The organism is Corallococcus sp. CA041A (assembly GCF_003612075.1).
GTDB lineage: Bacteria > Myxococcota > Myxococcia > Myxococcales > Myxococcaceae > Corallococcus > Corallococcus exiguus.
Genome location: NZ_RAWF01000192.1, coordinates 1 through 19,238 on the forward strand (window position 1 = coordinate 1; position 19,238 = coordinate 19,238).

22 protein-coding genes are annotated in these 19,238 nt (G+C 70.4%); 20 read left to right on the forward strand and 2 right to left on the reverse strand.

Annotated elements, in window-relative coordinates; translation table 11 throughout:
• Nucleotides 1-122 precede the first annotated feature (122 nt).
• From D7V77_RS28850 to D7V77_RS28890, 9 genes are all read left to right on the forward strand, one after another.
• Nucleotides 123-1,112, forward strand: coding sequence for a MoxR family ATPase (locus D7V77_RS28850; protein ID WP_120579511.1), 990 nt, complete (start codon nucleotides 123-125; stop codon nucleotides 1,110-1,112).
• Between the two features lie 24 nt (nucleotides 1,113-1,136).
• Nucleotides 1,137-2,018, forward strand: coding sequence for a DUF58 domain-containing protein (locus D7V77_RS28855; RefSeq protein WP_120579512.1), 882 nt, complete (start codon nucleotides 1,137-1,139; stop codon nucleotides 2,016-2,018).
• The gene (locus tag D7V77_RS28860) at nucleotides 2,015-3,004 is read left to right on the forward strand and encodes a hypothetical protein (RefSeq protein WP_120579513.1); all 990 of its coding nucleotides are present in this window, start codon (nucleotides 2,015-2,017) and stop codon (nucleotides 3,002-3,004) included. Before D7V77_RS28855 ends, D7V77_RS28860 begins: the two co-directional genes overlap by 4 nt.
• Complete coding sequence (locus D7V77_RS28865; protein WP_120579528.1) at nucleotides 2,979-3,989, forward strand: VWA domain-containing protein; 1,011 nt, start codon at nucleotides 2,979-2,981, stop codon at nucleotides 3,987-3,989. The genes D7V77_RS28860 and D7V77_RS28865 overlap by 26 nt, the downstream gene beginning before the upstream one ends.
• Entirely contained in the window at nucleotides 3,989-5,044 is a 1,056-nt protein-coding gene (locus tag D7V77_RS28870) for a VWA domain-containing protein (RefSeq protein WP_120579529.1), read from the forward strand. The genes D7V77_RS28865 and D7V77_RS28870 overlap by 1 nt, the downstream gene beginning before the upstream one ends.
• Nucleotides 5,041-6,081: a tetratricopeptide repeat protein gene (locus D7V77_RS28875; protein ID WP_120579514.1), complete on the forward strand. Its 1,041-nt coding sequence runs from the start codon at nucleotides 5,041-5,043 to the stop codon at nucleotides 6,079-6,081. The genes D7V77_RS28870 and D7V77_RS28875 overlap by 4 nt, the downstream gene beginning before the upstream one ends.
• The gene (locus tag D7V77_RS28880; protein WP_120579515.1) at nucleotides 6,065-7,942 is read left to right on the forward strand and encodes a BatD family protein; all 1,878 of its coding nucleotides are present in this window, start codon (nucleotides 6,065-6,067) and stop codon (nucleotides 7,940-7,942) included. Before D7V77_RS28875 ends, D7V77_RS28880 begins: the two co-directional genes overlap by 17 nt.
• The gene (locus tag D7V77_RS28885; RefSeq protein ID WP_120579516.1) at nucleotides 7,942-8,667 is read left to right on the forward strand and encodes an SH3 domain-containing protein; all 726 of its coding nucleotides are present in this window, start codon (nucleotides 7,942-7,944) and stop codon (nucleotides 8,665-8,667) included. Before D7V77_RS28880 ends, D7V77_RS28885 begins: the two co-directional genes overlap by 1 nt.
• Before the next feature lie 129 nt (nucleotides 8,668-8,796).
• A complete protein-coding gene (locus tag D7V77_RS28890; RefSeq protein WP_120579517.1) occupies nucleotides 8,797-9,198 on the forward strand; it encodes a response regulator in 402 nt (133 codons plus the stop codon).
• Between the two features lie 18 nt (nucleotides 9,199-9,216).
• Here the strand turns inward: D7V77_RS28890 and D7V77_RS28895 are convergent, their stop codons facing one another.
• Entirely contained in the window at nucleotides 9,217-9,549 is a 333-nt protein-coding gene (locus D7V77_RS28895; RefSeq protein WP_014398934.1) for a PilZ domain-containing protein, read from the reverse strand.
• Nucleotides 9,550-9,775: 226 nt separating this feature from the next.
• On the opposite strand from D7V77_RS28895, the gene D7V77_RS28900 reads away from it, so the two are divergent.
• From D7V77_RS28900 to D7V77_RS28950, 11 genes are all read left to right on the forward strand, one after another.
• Nucleotides 9,776-10,273: a hypothetical protein gene (locus D7V77_RS28900; protein ID WP_120579518.1), complete on the forward strand. Its 498-nt coding sequence runs from the start codon at nucleotides 9,776-9,778 to the stop codon at nucleotides 10,271-10,273.
• 12 nt (nucleotides 10,274-10,285) lie between these two features.
• Nucleotides 10,286-10,774 carry an ATP-dependent helicase HrpB gene (locus D7V77_RS28905; RefSeq protein WP_120579519.1) on the forward strand — a complete coding sequence of 163 codons (489 nt, stop codon included), beginning with the start codon at nucleotides 10,286-10,288 and terminating at the stop codon, nucleotides 10,772-10,774.
• A gap of 15 nt (nucleotides 10,775-10,789) precedes the next feature.
• The gene (locus D7V77_RS28910) at nucleotides 10,790-11,605 is read left to right on the forward strand and encodes a flagellar M-ring protein FliF (RefSeq protein WP_120579520.1); all 816 of its coding nucleotides are present in this window, start codon (nucleotides 10,790-10,792) and stop codon (nucleotides 11,603-11,605) included.
• 7 nt (nucleotides 11,606-11,612) lie between these two features.
• A complete protein-coding gene (locus tag D7V77_RS28915) occupies nucleotides 11,613-12,092 on the forward strand; it encodes a hypothetical protein (RefSeq protein WP_120579521.1) in 480 nt (159 codons plus the stop codon).
• A 178-nt stretch (nucleotides 12,093-12,270) separates the two neighbouring features.
• Entirely contained in the window at nucleotides 12,271-13,377 is a 1,107-nt protein-coding gene (locus D7V77_RS28920; RefSeq protein WP_233597310.1) for a FliM/FliN family flagellar motor switch protein, read from the forward strand.
• A complete protein-coding gene (locus tag D7V77_RS28925) occupies nucleotides 13,374-13,859 on the forward strand; it encodes a flagellar biosynthetic protein FliO (RefSeq protein ID WP_199733911.1) in 486 nt (161 codons plus the stop codon). The genes D7V77_RS28920 and D7V77_RS28925 overlap by 4 nt, the downstream gene beginning before the upstream one ends.
• A complete protein-coding gene (sctR, locus tag D7V77_RS28930) occupies nucleotides 13,856-14,581 on the forward strand; it encodes a type III secretion system export apparatus subunit SctR (protein ID WP_120579523.1) in 726 nt (241 codons plus the stop codon). Before D7V77_RS28925 ends, sctR begins: the two co-directional genes overlap by 4 nt.
• A gap of 4 nt (nucleotides 14,582-14,585) precedes the next feature.
• Entirely contained in the window at nucleotides 14,586-14,855 is a 270-nt protein-coding gene (locus tag D7V77_RS28935; RefSeq protein WP_120579524.1) for a flagellar biosynthetic protein FliQ, read from the forward strand.
• A complete protein-coding gene (locus tag D7V77_RS28940) occupies nucleotides 14,852-15,646 on the forward strand; it encodes an EscT/YscT/HrcT family type III secretion system export apparatus protein (RefSeq protein ID WP_120579525.1) in 795 nt (264 codons plus the stop codon). The genes D7V77_RS28935 and D7V77_RS28940 overlap by 4 nt, the downstream gene beginning before the upstream one ends.
• Nucleotides 15,643-16,689 carry a flagellar biosynthesis protein FlhB gene (locus tag D7V77_RS28945; protein ID WP_120579526.1) on the forward strand — a complete coding sequence of 349 codons (1,047 nt, stop codon included), beginning with the start codon at nucleotides 15,643-15,645 and terminating at the stop codon, nucleotides 16,687-16,689. Before D7V77_RS28940 ends, D7V77_RS28945 begins: the two co-directional genes overlap by 4 nt.
• The gene (locus tag D7V77_RS28950; protein ID WP_120579527.1) at nucleotides 16,689-18,764 is read left to right on the forward strand and encodes a flagellar biosynthesis protein FlhA; all 2,076 of its coding nucleotides are present in this window, start codon (nucleotides 16,689-16,691) and stop codon (nucleotides 18,762-18,764) included. The genes D7V77_RS28945 and D7V77_RS28950 overlap by 1 nt, the downstream gene beginning before the upstream one ends.
• Nucleotides 18,765-18,767: 3 nt before the next feature.
• Here the strand turns inward: D7V77_RS28950 and D7V77_RS28955 are convergent, their stop codons facing one another.
• The gene (locus D7V77_RS28955) at nucleotides 18,768-19,118 is read right to left on the reverse strand and encodes an HU family DNA-binding protein (protein WP_043321998.1); all 351 of its coding nucleotides are present in this window, start codon (nucleotides 19,116-19,118) and stop codon (nucleotides 18,768-18,770) included.
• Nucleotides 19,119-19,238 lie beyond the last annotated feature (120 nt).

Genomic DNA, 19,238 nt, shown 5'->3' on the forward strand with positions numbered 1-19,238 from the left:
GGACATGGGAGGATGACCCTTTACGGGACAGGGCGGCTTGACGGAATGTCTGGCCTACAGCGGTGTTGAGCCGGACGCCCGGGAACCCTAGGCTGCCCGCCGCCCAGGCCGACAGAGGGGACATGAACACCGACATTCGCGCGCTCACTGAACGCGTGCAGCAGGAAAGCAGCTTCGTCGAGGTCCTCAACCAGGAGACCGGCAAGGTCATCGTCGGGCAGCGGTACATGCTCGAACGCATCCTCATCGGCCTCTTGTGCAACGGCCACGTCCTCCTGGAGGGCGTGCCCGGACTCGCCAAGACGCTGACCGTGCGCACCGTGGCGGACTCGCTCAGCGCCACCTTCATGCGAGTGCAGTTCACGCCCGACCTGCTGCCGGCGGACCTCGTCGGCACGATGATCTACAACCAGCAGACGGCCGCGTTCACCGTCCGCAAGGGGCCCATCTTCGCGAACATCGTCCTCGCGGACGAAATCAACCGCGCCCCCGCCAAGGTCCAGTCCGCCCTCCTGGAGGCCATGGCCGAGCGCCAGGTCACCATCGGCGACCAGACCTTCGGCCTGCCCTCGCCCTTCCTGGTGCTGGCCACCATGAACCCCATCGAGCAGGAGGGCACCTACCCCCTCCCCGAAGCGCAGGTGGACCGCTTCATGCTCAAGGTGAAGGTGGGCTACCCGACCCGTGATGAAGAGAAGGTCATCATGGACCGGATGTCCGGCGGCTCGTCGCCCAAGGTCCAGCGGGTCATCGCGCTGGAGCACCTGGTGCGCGCGCGCGAGCTCGTCCACGCCATCTACATGGACGAGAAGGTGAAGGAGTACATCCTCAACGTGGTGTTCGCCACGCGTGAGCCCGCGCGTTACGGCCTCAAGGACCTGGCGGACTACATCCAGTTCGGGGCCTCGCCGCGCGCCACCATCGCGCTCGCGCAGGCGGCCCGCGCGCACGCGTTCCTGCGCCACCGCGGCTTCGTCACCCCGGAGGACGTGAAGGCCATCGCCTTCGACGTGCTCCGCCACCGCATCGCGATGACCTACGAGGCGGAGGCCGAGGAGCTCACCCAGGAGAAGATCATCCAGCGCGTCTTCGACCGCGTGGAAGTCCCCTGAGAAGCTCCAGGTAAGAGCGCGCCCGTGCTGCCCAAGGACCTCATCCGCCGCATCCGCAAGTTGGAGATCCGCACCCGCAAGGTGGTCTCCGACATGCTGGCCGGCCAGTACCACTCGGTGTTCAAGGGCCGCGGCATGGCCTTCTCCGAGGTGCGCCAGTACCAGCCCGGCGATGAGATCCGCTTCATCGACTGGAACGTCACCGCGCGCATGAACGAGGCCTACATCAAGGTCTTCACCGAGGAGCGTGAGCTCACGGTGATGCTCCTGGTGGACGTGTCCGCCTCCAACGAGTTCGGCTCCAAGGACCGCACCAAGGCGGAGGTCGCCGCGGAGGTGGCCGCGCAGATTGCCTTCAGCGCCATCGCGAACAACGACCGCGTGGGGCTCATCCTCTTCTCGGACCGGGTGGAGAAGGTGGTTCCGCCGCGCAAGGGCCGCACGCACGTGCTGCGGCTCGTGAGCGACATCCTCACCTTCAAGCCGAAGGGCCGCGGCACGGACCTGTCCGCGGGGCTCACGTACCTGACGCAGGTGTCCAAGCGGAAGGCCGTGACGTTCCTCGTGTCGGACTTCATGGCCACGGGCTACGAGAAGCCGCTGCGTCTGGTGGGCCGCCGCCACGACCTGGTGCCGGTGGTCATCGAGGATCCGCTGGAGCAGCGCTTCCCTGCCCACGGCCTGGTGGAGATGGAAGACCCGGAGACGGGCGAGCGCTTCGTGGTGGACACCAGCTCCACCGCCGTGCGCGGCAAGTTCATGCGCGCCATGCAGGCCCAGCGCGACGAGCGCCGCAAGCTGTTCAAGAAGCTGGAGTTGGACCACGTGGAGCTGCGCGCCGGGGATGATCACGGCAAGGCGCTGGCGAACTTCTTCCGCGCGCGGGCCCGGAGGATGGCGGCATGAGACACGCGCTCATCCTCGCGGCCGTCCTCTTCGTCAGCGCGCCGGCCGCCTGGGCCCAGGCCCCCGCGCCCAAGGCCCCCGTCGCACTGGAAACGGTGGCGCCCACGGGTGCGTCCGCGAGGGTGGAACCGGAAGCGGTGCACATCGGCGAGCCCTTCACCTACCAGGTGACGCTCACGCACCCCAAGGACCAGCGCTACGAGCTGGTGGCGCCCACGGGTGAGAGCGCGGTGGAGCTGCTCCAGCAGACGCGCCAGCGCCAGGACAACGCGAACGACGCGACCACGACGTTCGGCCTGCGCTTCTCCGCGTTCGAGCTGGGCGACGTGCAGCTGCCGGACCTCGCCTTCGACGTGGCGACGCCGGAGGGGCCGCGCCGCTTCGTGCTCAAGGGCAAGACGGTGGAGGTGACCTCCACGCTGCCGCCGGACGCGCAGGGGCAGGGCGCGGAGCTGTTCGACTACCAGCCCCCGCAGGAAGTGCCCATCCGCTCTTGGACGCTGCTCTACGCGCTGGCGGTGGCGCTGGCGGTGGCCGTCGCGGCCTGGATGCTGGTGCGCTGGTGGCAGCGCCGGCCCAAGCGCGAGAAGGTGGTTCCGGTGCTGCCGCTGGACGTGCGCGTGCGCCAGTCCCTGGACGCGCTCAAGCGCGAGGACCTGCCCGGCCGCGGCCACGTGAAGGACTTCTACTTCCGCCTCTCCGAAATCGTGCGCGGCTACCTGGGCGAGCGCTACGGCTTCGAGGCCCTGGAGTGCACGTCGTCCGAACTGATGGCGTCCCTGCGCAAGCTGCCCACGCCGGGCCTGCCGGAGGACGCGCTGATGCGCTTCGTCTCCGAGTCGGACATGGTGAAGTACGCCCGCGCCGACGCGTCTCCCGAGTCCTGTAATCAGGCGCTGGCCTTCGGCTACGACCTGCTCTCGAAAACGTACGTTCCTCCCGCTCCCCCCAAGCCCGATGCTGCCCCCGGACCTCGCGTTCAATAACCCGGAGGCGCTCTGGGCCCTGCTGTTGGCGCCGCTGCTGCTGGCGCTCGCGTTCTGGGAACGCAAGCGTCGAGCCACGCTGCGCTTCTCCGCCGCGCACGTCTTCGCGAAGGGCGGCCGAGGCTTCCGCACGTATCTGCTGCCGCTCTTGCCCATCCTGCGCGTAGCGGCGCTGGTGGCGGCGGTGGTGGCCATCGCCCGGCCGCAGTCGCGCGACTCGCGCGTGCGCGACCTGTCGGTGGAGGGCATCGACATCGTGGTGGCGCTGGACCTGTCCACGTCCATGGAGGCCGGTGACTTCCGTCCGCAGAACCGCCTCAACGTGGCGAAGGAAGTGCTGACCGAGTTCATCTCCGGCCGCGTGAACGACCGCCTGGGCCTGGTGGTGTTCTCCGGCGCTGCGTACACGCAGTCCCCGCTGACGCTGGACTACGGCGTGCTGAAGGAAGTGCTCAAGCAGCTGCGCACCCGCGTGTTGGAGGACGGCACGGCCATTGGTGACGCCATCGCCACGTCGCTCAACCGCCTGCGCGACTCCGACGCGAAGAGCCGCGTGGTGGTGCTGATCACGGACGGTGACAACAACGCCGGGAAAATCTCCCCGCTGGACGCGGCGAACATGGCCGCGTCGCTCCACATCCCCATCTACACCATCCTGGTAGGCAAGGGCGGCAAGGTGCCCTTCCCCCAGGGCACGGACCTGTTCGGCAACACCGTGTGGCGCGAGACGGAGATCCCCATCAACCCGGAGCTGATGCAGGACATCGCGGACCGCACCGGCGGCGAGTACTACCGCGCCACCGACCCTGAAGGCCTCAAGCGGGGTCTGCAGAAGGTGCTGGACGCGCTGGAGCGCTCGAAGCTGATGGAGGGCGGCGCCAGCGCCACCTACAAGGAGAACTTCCACCCGTTCCTGCTGGTGGCCTTCGGGCTCGCCGCGCTGGAGCTGCTGCTGCGCGCCACCATCCTGCGGGTGTTCCCATGATGCCCACGATGGAGGCCTGGCGCTTCACGCTCCTGGGTTACCAGGTGGGCCTGGCGCAGCCGCTGTACCTGGGGCTGCTGCTGGTGGGTCTGCTGTTGGGGGTGCTCGCGCTGCTCAAGGCGCTGGGCCGCAGGACGCGGCTGTCGGCGCTCATCGCGGAGCGCCACGTGACGGCGCTCGCGCCCGGCGTGTCCGTGTGGCGGCCGGCGGTGCAGGGCGGCCTGTACGGGCTGGGGCTGATGTTGTTCGGGCTCGCGCTCGCGCAGCCCCAGTGCGGCACGAAGAGCGAACTGACGAAGCGCCGGGGCATCGACGTGGTGGTGGCGCTGGATGCGTCCAAGTCCATGCTCGCGCGTGACGTGCAGCCCAGCCGGTTGGACCGCGCGCGGCTGGAGCTCAACACGCTGCTGGATGAGCTGAAGGGCGACCGCGCGGGCCTGGTGGTGTTCGCGGGCGATGCGTTCGTGCAGTCGCCGCTCACGTCGGACTATTCGGCGGTGAAGTTGTTCCTGCGCGCGGTGGAGCCGGACGCGATGCCCCAGGGCGGCACGAACGTGGGCGCGGCGCTGCGGCTGGCCAAGCAGGTGCTGGACAACGCGGACCGGGGCTCCAAGGAGCGCGTGGTGGTGCTGCTGTCGGATGGCGAGGACCTCACGGGCGACGTGCGCGAGGCCACGGAGGCGCTCAAGGACGCGCGTGTCCAGGTGCTCGCGGTGGGCGTGGGTTCGGACTCCGGTGAGCCCATCCCCGTCTACGACCGGCGCGGCGAGTTCGTGGACTACAAGAAGGACTCCAACGGCGACACGGTCATCACGCGCCTGGACCGCGCGGGCCTCACGGCCATCGCGGACGCCACGGGTGGCGCCTTCTTCTACCAGCCCAACGGCGTGGCCATGGGACAGGTGGTGGAGCGCATCGACCAGTTGCAGAAGAGCGAGCTGGAGAGCCGCGTGACGGTCCGCTACGACGAGCGCTTCCAGTGGTTCGCCGTCCCCGGCCTGGTGTTGCTGGTGTTGGGCATGGCGCTCATCCCTTCGCGCCGGAGGGCCGCATGAGCACGCAACCGATGCGGCGGCGCGCGGCGCGAGCGATGGCGGTGGGCCTGGCGGGACTGCTGGCGCTGCCTTCGCCCGCGTGGGCGGTGGGGCCGCTGGAGAAGGACCACCCGCTGGTGCAGCGCGGGCGCGAGGCCTACTCGGCCGGACGCTACGAGGACGCGCTCCGGGACTTCGAGGCCGCGAAGAAGGAGCGGCCCAATGATCCGACGGTGGAGTTCAACCGCGCGGACGCGCTGGCGAAGCTGGGCCGCTCGGCGGAAGCGCGCGAGGCCTTCAAGCAGGTGGCGGAGTCCTCGCGCCAGCCCGACCTGGCGCAGAAGAGCTGGTACAACCTGGGCAACCTCGCGGCCACGGCGGGTGACCGCTCGGAGGCGCTCAAGTCCTACCGCAAGGCGCTCACGTTGGATCCCACGGATCCGCAGGCCCGGCACAACTACGAGGTGGTGCTGCGCGACCTGCCTCCGCCCCAGAACGGCCCGGATGGCGGCACCGACGGAGGCCAGGACGGCGGCAACGACGGCGGACGTCCGGACGCGGGCGAGGACGGCGGCCAGAAGGGTGACGGCGGCACGCCGCAGGACGGAGGCCAGGACGGCGGTTCGGATGGCGGCGCCGACGGTGGGGTGGATGGCGGGGCTGACGGAGGCCAGGACGGCGGCGGGCAGGATGGTGGTCAGGACGGCGGCGCGGACGGCGGCGGCGGCGATGCCGGGCCCGGTGACGGGGGTTCGGATGGGGGGCAGGACGGCGGCGGCGATGGCGGTCCCAGCGACGGCGGCGGAGATGGTGGCCAGGGCGACGGAGGCCAGGACGAGGGCGAAGGCGACTCGCGCGATGGCGGCGCGGACGGCGGCAGCGAGGGCGAGGAGGAGACGGAATCCAACCCGCGCGACGGCGGAAGTTCGCCGGGCGACGTCGACCGGCAGGAGGCCGAGCGCCTGCTGGATGCGATGAAGCAGAACGAGAAGAATCTCCAGCTCTGGCGTTTCCAGCAGAAGAAGAAGCAGAGGAAGCCCAATGAGAAGGACTGGTAGCGGACGCACGGCGCTGCTCGCCGTGCTCGCCCTCCTGGCCACTGCGCCGGCGTGGGCGGCGGACATCGAGTTCTACCAGACGGTGGACCGCACCGAGGTGGGCACCGACGACACCTTCAAGCTCACCGTGGTGATGGTGGACGCGCCGTCCAACGCCCAGGTGCGCCTGCCCGCGTCCAACGACTTCGAGGTGCTCTCTTCGTCGCGCGGCAGCCAGCGCTCCATCTCGTTGTCCGGAGGCGGCCCCGCCGTCATCCAGGACATCACCCGCCACGAGCTGCTGATGCGCCCGCTGCGCGCGGGCAAGCTCACCATTCCGCCCTCCACGCTCACCGCGGGAGGCCGCACGTACCGCACGGACGCCGTGCCGTTGACCGTGCGCGAAGGCCGCGTGGGCAACGCGCCCCAGGCGCAGCAGGGCGGCAGGCAGCAGCTACCGGATCCGTTCCGCAACTTCCGCAACATGCCGGACCCGTTCGGGGACGACGACTCGGACACTCGGGACGACGAACCGGTGATTCCGCGCGGGGACTCGGACCTGTTCCTGCGCGCGAGCCTGGACCGCGACGACCTCTACGTGGGCGAGCAGGCCACGCTGTCGCTCTACATCTACTCGCGCGTGGACCTGTCCAGCGTGGACGCGGTGACGATGCCCAAGCTGGAGGGCTTCTGGACCGAAGAGGTGGAGAGCCCCACGCAGCTCACGGGCGAGCAGAAGGTGGTGGACGGTATCCCTTACCGCGCCTACCTGCTGCGCCGCCGCGCGCTGTTCCCGGTGAAGTCCGGCACGCTGCTGATCACCCCGGCGGAGGCGGACATCACCACGGGCTTCCTCTTCGCGGGCCACCGCGTGCACCGCGTCTCCAACGGCCTGAAGGTGAAGGTGCGGCCCCTGCCGAACGGCGCGCCGCCGAACATGTCCAACGCGAACGTGGGCTCGTGGCGCATGTCGCTGGACGTGTCGCAGACGCGCGTGGAGCTGGGGCAGCCCATCACGGTGAAGGTCATCCTGGAGGGGCAGGGCAACGTGAAGAACGTCACCCCGCCGAAGCTCACCGGCCCGGCCTCGCTGAAAATCTATGAGCCCACGACGACGGACCGGCTCACGCCCAACCGCAACCGCATCCAGGGCCGCCGCGTGGTGGAGTACCTGGTGATGCCGCAGCGCACGGGCACCTTCACGCTGCCGGAGCTGCGCTTCCCGTACTTCGACCCGTCGCGGCGTCAGTACGAGACGGCGCGCACGGACCCCGTGACCATCACCGTGGAGGCGGGAGCGGGCGGGGTGTCCTCGCTGCCGTCGACGATGACGCCCTCCCAGATGGCGGACGCGGCCAACGAGCAGAAGAACGTGCTCTCCACCGGGGGACTGCGTCCTGTTCGCGCTCGGGCCCACTTCGTGGAGCCGTCGCAGCCCGTGTGGACGCGGCCCTTCTTCGTCGCGGGTGTGCTGGCGCCGTTGGGCCTGCTGGCGGGCGTGGCGTTCATGGGCGGCATGCGCGGCCGGCTGGCCACGCGCTCCGAGGCGGGCCGGGGCCGTCAGCAGGCGAAGGCCGCGCGCAAGAGGCTGGCGGAGGCGGAGAAGCTCAAGGCGGGCTCGGACTCGGGCGCGTTCTACGTGGAGGTGGAGCGGGCGATGGTGGGCTTCCTGGAGGCCCAGCTGGGCTTCCCCGTGGGCGGGCTGACGCGCGAGGCGCTTGGGGAGAAGCTGGCGGCGGCGGGCGTGGACGCGGAGCGGCGCGCGCGAGTGCACTTCGTGCTGGAGGCCTGCGACCTGGGACGCTACGGCGGCGGGGTGGACCCGGGTGAGCGGCGCAAGGTGCTGGCGACCGCGGCGGCGGTGATGGAAGGCTGGGCGTGATGAGCGACGCGGCGACGCAGGGCTACTACACCGCCGAGGAAGCGGAGGCCGTCTTCCAGCAGGCCAACGACGCGTATGGCCGCGAGGACTACGCCAACGCGCAGGCCCAGTACGAGAAGCTCATCGCCCACGGCTTCGGCGGACCGGACGTGCTCTACAACCTGGGCACCACGCACCTGGCTCGCGGCGACCTGGGCCGCGCGGTGCTGTCGCTGGAGCAGGCCCGGAAGCAGGGCGGACGCGCCGAGGACCTGGAGGCCAACCTGGCCCTGGCGAGGGCGCGGCAGGTGGACAAGGTCGTGGGCGCCTCCGCGGACGAGGCCTTCCTCCCCCGGCTGGCGGCGGCGACGGATGGCGCGGCCGTGGCATGGGTCTTCTTCGTCGCGTGGCTGGTGGGCTTCGCGCTGCTGCTCTTCCGGCGCGCCTTCCCCTCGATGCGGCGCACGGCGGTGGCGGTGGTGGCGGGGCTCTGCCTCACGGCGGCGGTGCCGGCGGCGCTGCTGTTGGGGGCGCACATCTGGGTCCACCAGAACGTGCACGAGGCCGTGGTGCTGGCGCCCACGCTGGTGGCGCGGGAGCTGCCTCGCTCGGAAGGGCGCTCCCTCTTCGAGGTGCACGCCGGCCTGAAGGTGCAGCTCCTGGATGAGACGGGGAAGTACGTCCGCATCCGCCTGCCCAACGGCCTGGAGGGCTGGGCCGAGCGCGACGGCGTGGCCGAAATCTAGGCGGGGCCGGAGCGACCCCGCCCGCGTGGAAAACCGACGGGGGACCGCTTTCGTACAGAGGGGCTACCGGGAGGTGTCGCTTCGCTGGACGTCGCCAGGGCAATGGCCTACGAGGGGCCCCGAGGAAACATGGCTGGCAACGCGCAAGCGCCCTTCCACATCCTGCTCGTTGAGGACGAGCCCGTCATCCGCGAGCTGGTTCGCTCCATGTTGAGCGACGGCGCGGTGGACGTGGTTTGCGCGGCCAATGGCATCGAAGGCCTGAAGCTGGCCCGCGACCGCGACTTCCACCTCATCCTGATGGACGTGGTGCTGCCGCAGCTGGACGGCGTCTCCGTGTGCCGCATCCTGAAGAGCGACCCGGCCACGGCGAAGGTGCCGCTCTACATGCTCACCGCGAAGGCGAAGAAGGCGGACGTGGCGAGCGCGACGCAGGCGGGCGCGGACGGCTACATCCACAAGCCCTTTCGCGGCGCGGAGCTGATGGACCTGGTGGAGCGTCTGCGCACGGCCCGTTCGGTCGCGGACTGACGCTCCTCCGCAAGGCCCTTACGGCAGGTGAGGGTGGAGGAAGCGGGCCAGGGCGATGAGGTCGTCCCAGTCCAGCTCGCCAAACTCCAGCGCGACGCCGTCCACTTCCCGGCGGCGGATGGTGCACATGGTGACGAGCTCCCGGTCGCCCGGCAGCGGCAGGGCGATGGTGAGCGCGCGCTGCGAGTCCGCCGGGTGGGCCTGGAGGAACAGGCCGTTCATGGAGATGTCGCGCGCCTGCGCCGTCACGGTGCGGCCCGACAAGAGCACCTTCACCTGGAGCCGGGCTTCGACGCGCGGGTGGTAGCGCTCGCGCTCGTTCGGACGGGGACCGTTGGAGGGGTTCATCATCGGGTGCTCACCTTCGGGTGCGACAGGACGCGACAACTGTGATGCAGGTTGGAGCGGTGGCAAGTTTTCGGGTTTTCGCCCGCCGTCCCGCGCCGTGGACGTAGCGCGCGCGCCGCGGAGACGCCTGGCACGGAGGTGACGGAGCGCGCCCCTGTCGTTTCAAGGGGTTGGCCCCTGGCACGGACGGTGGAAGGCAACCCCGGCGAATCCCTGCCGGAGGCACCCCTTGGAAGACCGTCGCATCCCGTCGTTGAGCATCGCCCCGTCCATCGCGCGCCAGACGCCGAAGACGGAGTTCGGCCCCACGCTGGCGCGAGCGGCGCGCGAAGTGGTGCGTACGGGCGCGGGGCTCGTGGGCGGCATGTTGCCGTCAGGTCCCATCTCCAGCGCGGTGGTGTCCACGCTGAGCGGCACGGTGTCCGCGGCGGTGCCGGCTGAAGCGGTGTCGTCGGTGCCGGCGGCGGGCGGTGCCTCCGCGATGTCGGCGCGCGCGAGCACGGCGGGGACGACGGCTTCGACGGGGAGCGCGGCGACGGGGCAGGGGGACGCGTGGGACCTGCTGGAGGCGCAGAAGCTGATGGCCTCGGACGGCCAGAAGTTCAACATGGCCTATGTGGCTCTCCAGAACGAGATGCAGAAGGAGAGCCGCGAGCACAACGCCATCTCCAACATCATGAAGGTCCGCCACGACTCGGCGAAGGCCGCCATCAACAACATCCGCTGAGGCGCGTTCGCGATGGCCATCGACAAGTTGGGAGCCGTGGGCGGTGCGGGCCCTTCGCCCGCGGTGGAGTCCAGCAGGGAGACGTTCGGCAAGGTGCTGGAGGGCGCGCGTACGCCCCAGTCGCGCCCCGTGCCGGTGACGACGGAGGGGCCGCCGAAGCCGGTGCGCACACCCTCTGAGGCCACCGCCGGCGCGTCGCGTGCGGACGGCGTGGAGCGGGCGAAAGCGGGCTGCGCGGAGGTGAAGCCGGGGGCCCGAGTGGATTCGGCCCAGGCCGCGCGCAGTCAGCAAGCGGTGGAGGTGTTGGACCGCGTGGGGCAGGCGCAGCAGCGGCTGGACCACATCCTGAAGCTCGCCGAGTCCGGCCGCACGTTCAGTCCCTCGGAGTTGCTCGCGCTCCAGGCCCATGTCTACCGCGCCAGTCAGGAGCTCGATCTCGCCGGCAAGGTCGTCGAGAAGGCCACCGGCGGCGTCAAACAGGTCCTCCAGACCCAGGTTTGAGGAGTCCTTCCTTCCATGCGTTCCGCTCCCCTTCGTTGTCTCTGTTTCCTCCTGCTCCTGGGCGCCTCGGCGTGCCGGGAGCGCATCCAGCACGGCCTCGACGAGCGTCAGGCCAACGAACTGCAGACGGTGCTCGTCGAGCGGGGGCTCGACGCGCGCAAGGTGCCCGAGCCGGGCAAGAAACCCACCTGGGCCATCGAGGTGACGGACGCGCAGTCGTCGGATGCGGTGCGCATCCTGGCGGAGCTGGGGTTGCCCCGGCTCGCGGCGGAGACGGGCTGCGACGTGTTCGGTGGAAGCGGGCTTGTGCGCTCGCCGCTGGAGGAGCAGGTCTGCCGCCTCCGGGGGATGGAGCGGGAGTTGGAGAAGACGCTCCAGACGGTGGACGGAGTGCTGCTGGCGCGAGTGCACCTGGTGGTCCCGCCGCCGCCGAGGCCAGGACAGGCTCCCGCGCCCTCGAAGGCGTCGGCCATGCTGCGCACGGCGCCCGGTGGGGCGACTCGCGTACGCAAGTCGGCGGACATGCTGCGTGAGCTCATCGCGGGAGGTGTGGAGGGGCTGTCACCGGAGGCGGTATCGCTGCTGGTGGACGAGGTGACGACGCACGTGGAGGCGCCGGCCCCGAAGGGAGGGCCTGTCCCGCTGCGGCTGCGCGTGGTGCTCGCCCTGCTGGGGGTGCTGGTGACGGGCCTGTCCGGAGCGCTCGTCTGGACGACGCTGCGCTGGAGGCACTACCGGGCCCTGGCGGAGCAGCCCCCCGCGGCGCCGCCCGTCCCTCCCACGCCCGCGCGGCCGGTGGTGACCCCGGGCTCCACGCGCAAGCTGGCCTGAGCACGCCATGGACGTCACACGCGTGGGGCGGGTGCTACGAAAGGCCCGGAAGCTCCTGCCCGCGAGGAAGGAAGCACCGCGGGCCCCGGTGGCGGAGGTCACGCTGCCCGCGTTGTCCCTGCCCCTGGAACGCATCGCGCTGGTCGTCTGTGTCCTGGCGCGGGAGCGTGCCGCGGAGCTGCTGGGAGGACTGGTGGATGCCGAAGCGGGCAGGGCGCTGCGCCACCTGGAGCGCTTCGTAGCCATGCCCTCCGCCCAGCGGCAGGCGAAAGTGTCGGTGGAGTTCGGCGAGCGGGCGGACGGCGCGAACCGGTTGGCGCTCTTCCTGGAGACAGCTCCCGAAGCCCTGCGCCAGGAATCCTTGCGCGGGCTTCCGCCGTACCACCGCAGCCGGTTTCCCCAGTGGGAGGGGACCGCACCGCGAGCGGATGCCGCTCCGGCCCTGACCGCCCTGGCGGAGCGGCGCATCCGCGAAGCCCTGCGCTGAGCGTCCTCGGGCGTGGAGGGCCATCCCGAAGAAGGACCTCCACCCTCTGCCAACACCCTGATTCCACGAGGCGGCCACCTGGTCATGGCCGTGCACAGGGGACGTGTGTCCCATCGCCGTCCCGGAGTTCCGGATGCAAACGAATCCAGTCAGGTCCCCCAGCGCATCGAAGAAGCCCATGCGTCCGTTCCGCCCGGGAGCACGCCGGCTGACGCGAGCCCACCTGGTGCTGGGACAGCGGCCCCAGGTGGGACGGTGGGGCGCGGAGCTCCTGCGTGACGTGGGCGCGGCGCTGTCGCGGGACCTGGTCGCGGCGGTCAATGTGGAGGGGCACCTGGTGCCGGCGGCGGTCCATCCGGAGCGCGAGCTGGCGATGGGAATGGTGTTCGCGCTGGTGGAGCTGTCCGCGGTGGGGGGCACCGCCATCGTGGAGCTGGAGGTGCCGCTGGTCTTCGCGGCGCTGGCGAGGCTGGCGGGGACGGGACCGCGGCCGGCTCCCGTGGCGGAGCTGACCCGGTTGGAAGAGTCCACGCTGGTGTACCTGCTGCTGTCCGCCCTGGCCGCGATGCGCGGGCAAGGCGAATGGGTGCGACGGCTGGGACCTCGTTTGTCCGCGGTGTCGATGCGGCGCGGTGACGTGCTGACGCGAATCGACCCGAGACAGCCCTACGTGGCGGTGTTGCTGACGGCGACAGTGGAGGGCGCGACGGTGGGAGGCCGGGTGCTCCTGCCCTCCCGTGCCGTGCAGACCGCGTTCCAGGAACTGCCTACGGAGTCAGGAGGCGCGGTGGCGCCCCAGGTGCTGTCGGCATCGGTCCCCGCGCGCTGCCTCATGGGGCGCAGTCCACTGCAGGCCTCGGCGGTGGATGCGCTGTCCGCGGGAGACGTCGTGCTCTTCGATGGCGTGCGCCTCCGGGATGGCCGGGTGGAGGGACAGGGACAGCTGATCACCCGGGGCTTCTCGCTCCGGGGCGAGTTTCTCGCGGAAGGCTTTTCGACAGGGAGCGTGCACTCGCGCGCGGCCCGACAGGAGTCGGACATGGTGGCGACGAACAAGCGGAGCGAGGCGATGCCGCCGCTCCCTGTGGATGTGGAGATCGAGCTGACGCGGTTGATGTTGCCCCTGGCGGAGTTGGCCGCGCTGAAGCCGGGCACGTTGCTGCCCCTGCACGTGAACGCGAGCAGCCCCGTGCTGCTGCGCGTGGGTGACCGCGTGGTCGCGCGTGCGGAGTTGGTGGAGATCGAAGGCGAAGTGGGCGCCCGCATCCTGGCGTTGCTGCCGTGAGCACACCCGTGAACACGCTGCTGTCCTCGTTCTCCCCACGCGGCAGGTTGCTGTTCGCGTCGGCTCTGCTCGTGGGGCTGGCGACGCTCGCGCCCCTGGGGGGCCTGTCGCTGGTGGGCACCTCGCGTCTGTTGATTGGCGCGATGGCGCTGGCCGGACTGGGCTGGGTGTTGCTCCGCAAGGGAGGCATGGCTGGGAGTGCAGATGCTGCCGCTCCGGAGCCCCTGAGCATCGTCTCGCGGACGGGACTTTCCCCGCGCTGTGGCTTGGCGCTCGTGGAGGCGGATGGACGGCGCTACCTCGTGGCCTACGGCGACACCTTCGCGGAGATCCATGAGACCCGGGCCATGGCGGTCATGCCCGGCGCTATGCCCAGGCCGACGGTGAAGCCCCGGTTCGACCTGGAGCCGACGGTGCTCTTTCCTCGCGCGCGACAGACACAGACGGCGTGTGGCGCACTCCGGAAGCGGGGTGGGGGATGAAGGCCCTCGGATTGGGATGCGGAGTACTCCTGCCCGCGAGCGCGTTCGCCGCGGAGCAGTCCCTGTCGCAGGCCTCCTATGCCGGCAGTCCGCTGGCGATGATGGGGATGCTCGCGCTCTTGTCGCTGCTGCCGTTCGCGGTGCTGATGCTAACGAGCTTCTCGAAGATCGCCGTGGTGCTTTCCCTGGCCCGCTCGGCGATGGGCACGCAGCAGGCACCGCCGACCCTGGTGCTCACGGGGCTCGCGGTGGTGCTGACGGGGCACATCATGGCGCCGGTGATGGAGCGCATGTACGACGCGGGGCAGGCGGCGTACGACGAGGTGCATTCCGGAGCGCAGATCCTCACCGCCGCGAAGCAGGTGACGGAGCCCCTGCGAGCCTTCCTCATGAAGCATGGCGGTCCGGAAGAGCGGGCCCGCTTCGTGGACCTGGCTCGCGAGCTGCGTCCTCCAGAGGAATCCGAGCAGGTGCAGGAGACGGACCTCTTCGTCGTCATCCCGGCCTTCGTCATCACCGAGCTGAAGGAAGCCTTCCAGATTGGCTTCATCGTCTTCCTGCCCTTCCTGGTGCTCGACATGGTCATCGCCAACGTGTTGCTCGCGTTGGGCATGCAGACGTTGTCGCCGGGCCAGGTGAGCCTGCCCTTCAAGATCCTCCTCTTCGTCGCCGTGGATGGCTGGGCCCTGCTCGCGCGGGGACTCATCCTCGGCTACCGGTGACGCCATGAGCCAGGACGTCCTGCTCACCCTGGGGCGTGAGGCCCTGCTGTTGATGGTGCTCGCCTCGCTGCCGCCCATCGGCGCGAGCCTGCTGGTGGGCTTTCTGATGAGCCTCTTCCAGGCAACGACCCAGTTGCAGGAGAGCACGCTGTCGGTGGTGCCCAAGCTGTGCGCCGCGGTGTTGTCCCTGGTGCTCGCGGGGCCGTGGATCGCCGGACAGCTCACGCGCTTCACCCAGCACCTCCTCATGCTCATCGCGGAGGTGGCGCTGTGAATCCGGACGCGCTGGGCGAACAGCTCCTCGCCCTGGGACCGCACGTGGTCGCGGTGGCGCTGTGCGCGGCGAGGCTCGTGCCCATCGCGTTCCTCTGCCCATTGCTGGGAGGCCAGGCCTCGCCGACGACGGTCCGGCTGGGATTGGTGCTCGCGCTCTCGCTCTTCCTGCACGTCGAGGCGGGCATTGAGTTCAGCGGCACGGTGGAGACGCCGGTGGTGATGGCGGCGCTCGTGGTGCGAGAGCTGGCCTACGGTGTCTCCGTGGGGCTCGTGGCCGCGCTGCCCTTCGACGCGGCGAGGATGGGCGGCCGGTTCATCGACCTGTTCCGGGGAACCTCCGCGGAGGCGAGCCTGCCGCAGGCCGGAAGCCGCGAGTCCGCCACGGGCGACGCGCTGTACCACCTGCTGGTGGCGAGAGTGGTGTCGGGAGCGCTGTTCCCCGTGGTGCTCTCCGCACTGCTGCGCGGCTTCGGCGTGGTTCAACTGGGGGCATTCGTGCCCACGGAGGCTTCGGCCCTGCACGTGGTGGTGATGGTGGGCGGTGCCATGGCCACGGGACTCGCGGTGGGCGCCCCGGTGGCGGCTGCATCGCTCGCGGTGGACTGCTTCCTGGGCATGGCATCGAGGGCCGCGGCCCAGGTGAACCTCCAGGAGCTGGGGGCTCCGCTGCGCATCCTCGGAGGCGGCGCACTGCTGTGGCTGGGCGTGGGCCTGCTGTGTGAGCGGCTGCTCGCGGGAGTGGCGTCGACGGAGGGCGCGCTGGCACTGCTGGGCGAGGTCTCCCGATGAGCGGCGAGAAGACGGAGCAGCCCACCGCGAAACGGATGCGGGAGGCCCGGCGCAAGGGCCAGCTTCCGCGCAGCCGGATGTTGACCTCCAGCGCGACGACGCTGGGCGGGCTGCTGGGCTTCATCGCGTTCGCGCCAGAAGGCTTTGCTCGGCTGCGGGACTGGACCGCGCGGTTGATGCTGGAACAGACCGCCGCTGGCGCCTGGGAGGAGGGGGCCTGGGTCGCTGCCCGGCTGTGCGGCCCTGCCTTGGGCGGAGCGCTTGCGGCCTCGCTGGCGGTCTCCGTGGCCACCGTGGGCTTCGAACTGGACGCTCGCCATGCCGCGCCGAAGCTCGAGCGCATCAACCCCGCCGCGGGCCTCAAGCGCCTCTTCAGCGTCCGGCCATGGGTCGAGCTGGGCAAGGCGCTGCTCGTGGCCGCACTGCTGGGCCTCATCGTCTGGAACGAGGTGGATGCGGTCGGCCCCGATGCCTTGCGGACCGCGTGGCTCGAAGGAACCCGGGGAATGGAGTTCCTGCTCGGCCGGCTGGCGGCGCTGCTGACGCGACTGGCGTGGGTGGTGCTGGGGTGCGGTGTCGTGGACTACGCGCTCGCCCGTCGCAGTCACCGGCGCGAGCTGATGATGACCCGCGAAGAGGTCAAACGGGAGCACAAGGAGAGCGAGGGCGACCCGCGTCACAAGGGACAGCGGCGCGCCCTGCACCGCCAACTGGCGCAGGGCGGTCCGGCACGTGGAGTGCAGAAGGCCACCGCAGTGATCGTCAACCCCACGCACATCGCGGTCGCGCTCCGTTACGACGCGGGCGAATGCGACGCGCCCTACCTCGTGGCGAAGGGCCGCGAACAGGACGCGCTCGCGCTCAAGGAGGAGGCGCGCCGGCAGGGCATCCCCGTACTTCGGGACGTGCCACTGGCCCGCAGCCTCATCCACTTCGACGTAGGGGAGTCCATCCCCGAAGAGCTGTACCAGGCGGCGGCCGTCGTGTTGCGGACCGCGATGGAGCTTCGCGAGCCGGACGACCGTCCACGGAGACAGACGTGATGCCCCCATTCCTGAAGGTCTTGCTGAAGGCCCGTCAGTCCTCGGAAGTCGTGCTCGCGGTGGCGATGGCGGCGGTGCTGGGGGCGCTCATCATCCCGCTGCCAGCGTGGCTCCTCGACATGGGGCTCGCGGTGAATCTGGCCGCGGCGGTGGCGCTGCTGGTCGCCGCGCTGAACGCTAAGGACGCGCTGCGGGTGACGTCGTTCCCCACGTTGCTGCTCTTCACCACGCTGTTCAGGTTGTCGCTCAACGTGTCGTCCACCCGGCTGGCGCTCTCCGAGGGCCATGCGGGCGAGGTCATCCAGGCCTTCGGCGAGTTCGTGGTGCGAGGCGACTACGTGGTGGGCGCGGTGGTGTTCGCCATCCTCACGCTGGTTCAGTTGCTGGTGGTGACCAAGGGCGCGGAGCGGGTCGCGGAGGTGTCCGCCCGATTCACTCTGGACGCCATGCCCGGCAAGCAGATGTCCATCGACGCGGACCTGCGCGCGGGTGCCATCGACCAGACCCAGGCCCGGCGCAGGCGGCGCGATCTGGAGCGCGAGTCCCAGATGTTCGGCGCCATGGACGGCGCGATGAAGTTCGTGAAGGGGGACGTCATCGCGGGGCTGGTCATCGTCGCGGTGAACCTGCTGGGCGGCACCCTCATCGGCGTGTTGCAGAACGGCCAGTCCTTCTCCGAGGCCGCCGCCACCTTCGCCCTCATCGCCATCGGCGACGGGCTCGTGTCCCAGGTGCCCTCGCTGTGCATCGCGGTGGCCGCGGGCCTCGTCGTCACACGGGTGGCGTCGGAGAAGGAAGAGGACTCGCTCGGGGCGGAGATCGGCTCCCAGTTCTTCGGCGACTTCCGCACCTTGCTCACCGTCGCGGGCCTGTGTGTCGCGCTGGCCTTGATGCCGGGCATGCCGCACCTGACCTTCCTCGCGCTGGCGGCAGGCCTCGGCGGGCTCGGGTATGCGCTGCGGCGCAAGGCGCAGGCGCCGGAGAAGTCACCGTCGAAGGATGGCGCCTCCTCGGAAGCCGCGGTGCCCGCTGGAGCCACGGGCAAGCCGCCGGAGAGCGCGAAGGCCCCCGTCGGGGTGACGCCGCTCACGCTGGACCTGTCCGCGCAACTGACACCGCTCGCGGAGGCCGACGGAGGCGCCTTCGTGCACTCCGTGCTGAACGCCGTGCGCGACGAGCTGTTCTTCGAACTGGGCGTGCGCATCCCCGGCATCCGGGTGCGGACCCATGCCGCCTACCTGGGCCCGGGCGAGTACCGCATCCTCCTGGACGAAGTGCCCGCCGGTGGCGGCGTGGTGCAGCCCGGCGCCCTGTACGCGCTCGTTCCTCCCGGCGAGCTGGCCTTCCTGGAGGTCCAGGCGGAAGCGGCGGTGGAGCCCTCCAGCGGGCGCCCCATCAGCCGCGTGGGGGAGGGGGCCCGCTCCCGGTTGGAGCTGGCCCAGGTGCCGGTGCGCAAGCCCTCGGAGCTCATCGCGGACCACCTGCGGGCCGTGCTGCGCCTGCGCGCCGCCGCGCTGCTGGGACTCCAGGAGGTGCAGGGACTGCTGGAAGGGCTGGAAGCCCAGTCTCCCGTGCTGGTGAAGGAAGCGCTCCAGAAGGTGCCGCTGCCGCTGCTGGTGGACGTGCTGCGGCGGCTCGTGCAGGAGCAGGTGAGCATCCGCGACCTGCGCGCCATCCTGGAGGCGCTGGTGGCGCCCACCACGGAAGGCGACGCCACGGCCCTGGCAGAGCGCTGCCGTCAGGCCCTGCACCGCTACCTGAGCCACCAGTTCGCGCCCACGGGCCCGCTGTACGCGTACCTCGTGGACCCGGACGTGGAGGAGGTGCTGCGCGCCAGCGGTCCCCGGGGGCACGCGCCGGAGCCGGAGCGCATCATGGAGATCCTGGAAGGGGTGCGAGTCATCGCCAACGGGGGCCGGGCGGTGCTGCTCACGGCTCCGGACATCCGTCGTCCGCTGCGCAAGCTGTGCGAGGGCCCGTTCCCGGACGTGGCGGTGCTCACCTACGGCGAACTGGACGGGGACCTGCAGATTCGCCCCATCGGCCGGCTATCGCCGGTCGCCGTGGGGCGGTGAGGCCTAGAGGGTGCCGGTGCCGCTGCTGCCCTTGAACTCGGAGGAGGGCGGCAGGTCCGACTGGGCCTGCAGCGGCGCGGGGCGGTTGACCCGGTCGCGCAGCTCCTTGCCCGTGCGGAAGAGCAGGCCGCGCTTGGGCTTCACCGGGATGACCTGGCCCGTCTTCGGGTTGCGGCCCTGGTAGCCCTGGTAGTTCTTCACGTGGAAGGCGCCAAGCCCGCGGATCTCGATGTTCTCCCCGCGGCAGAGGGCGTCCTTCATCGACTCGAAGATCGTCTCGATGGTCGCCTCCGCCTGCTTCTGGGTCACGCCTCGTTTGGCAACGAGGATGTTGATCAGATCAGACTTGAGCATCGGACGCTCCCGCAAACCCCGTGACCCCTTGGTGACAGGGCTCTCTGGCCCGTTGTCGAGACCCGAATACATAACAGAACACCTCCTCCTTGCAAGCCGGGTGGGCTTCCAACCCTCTAA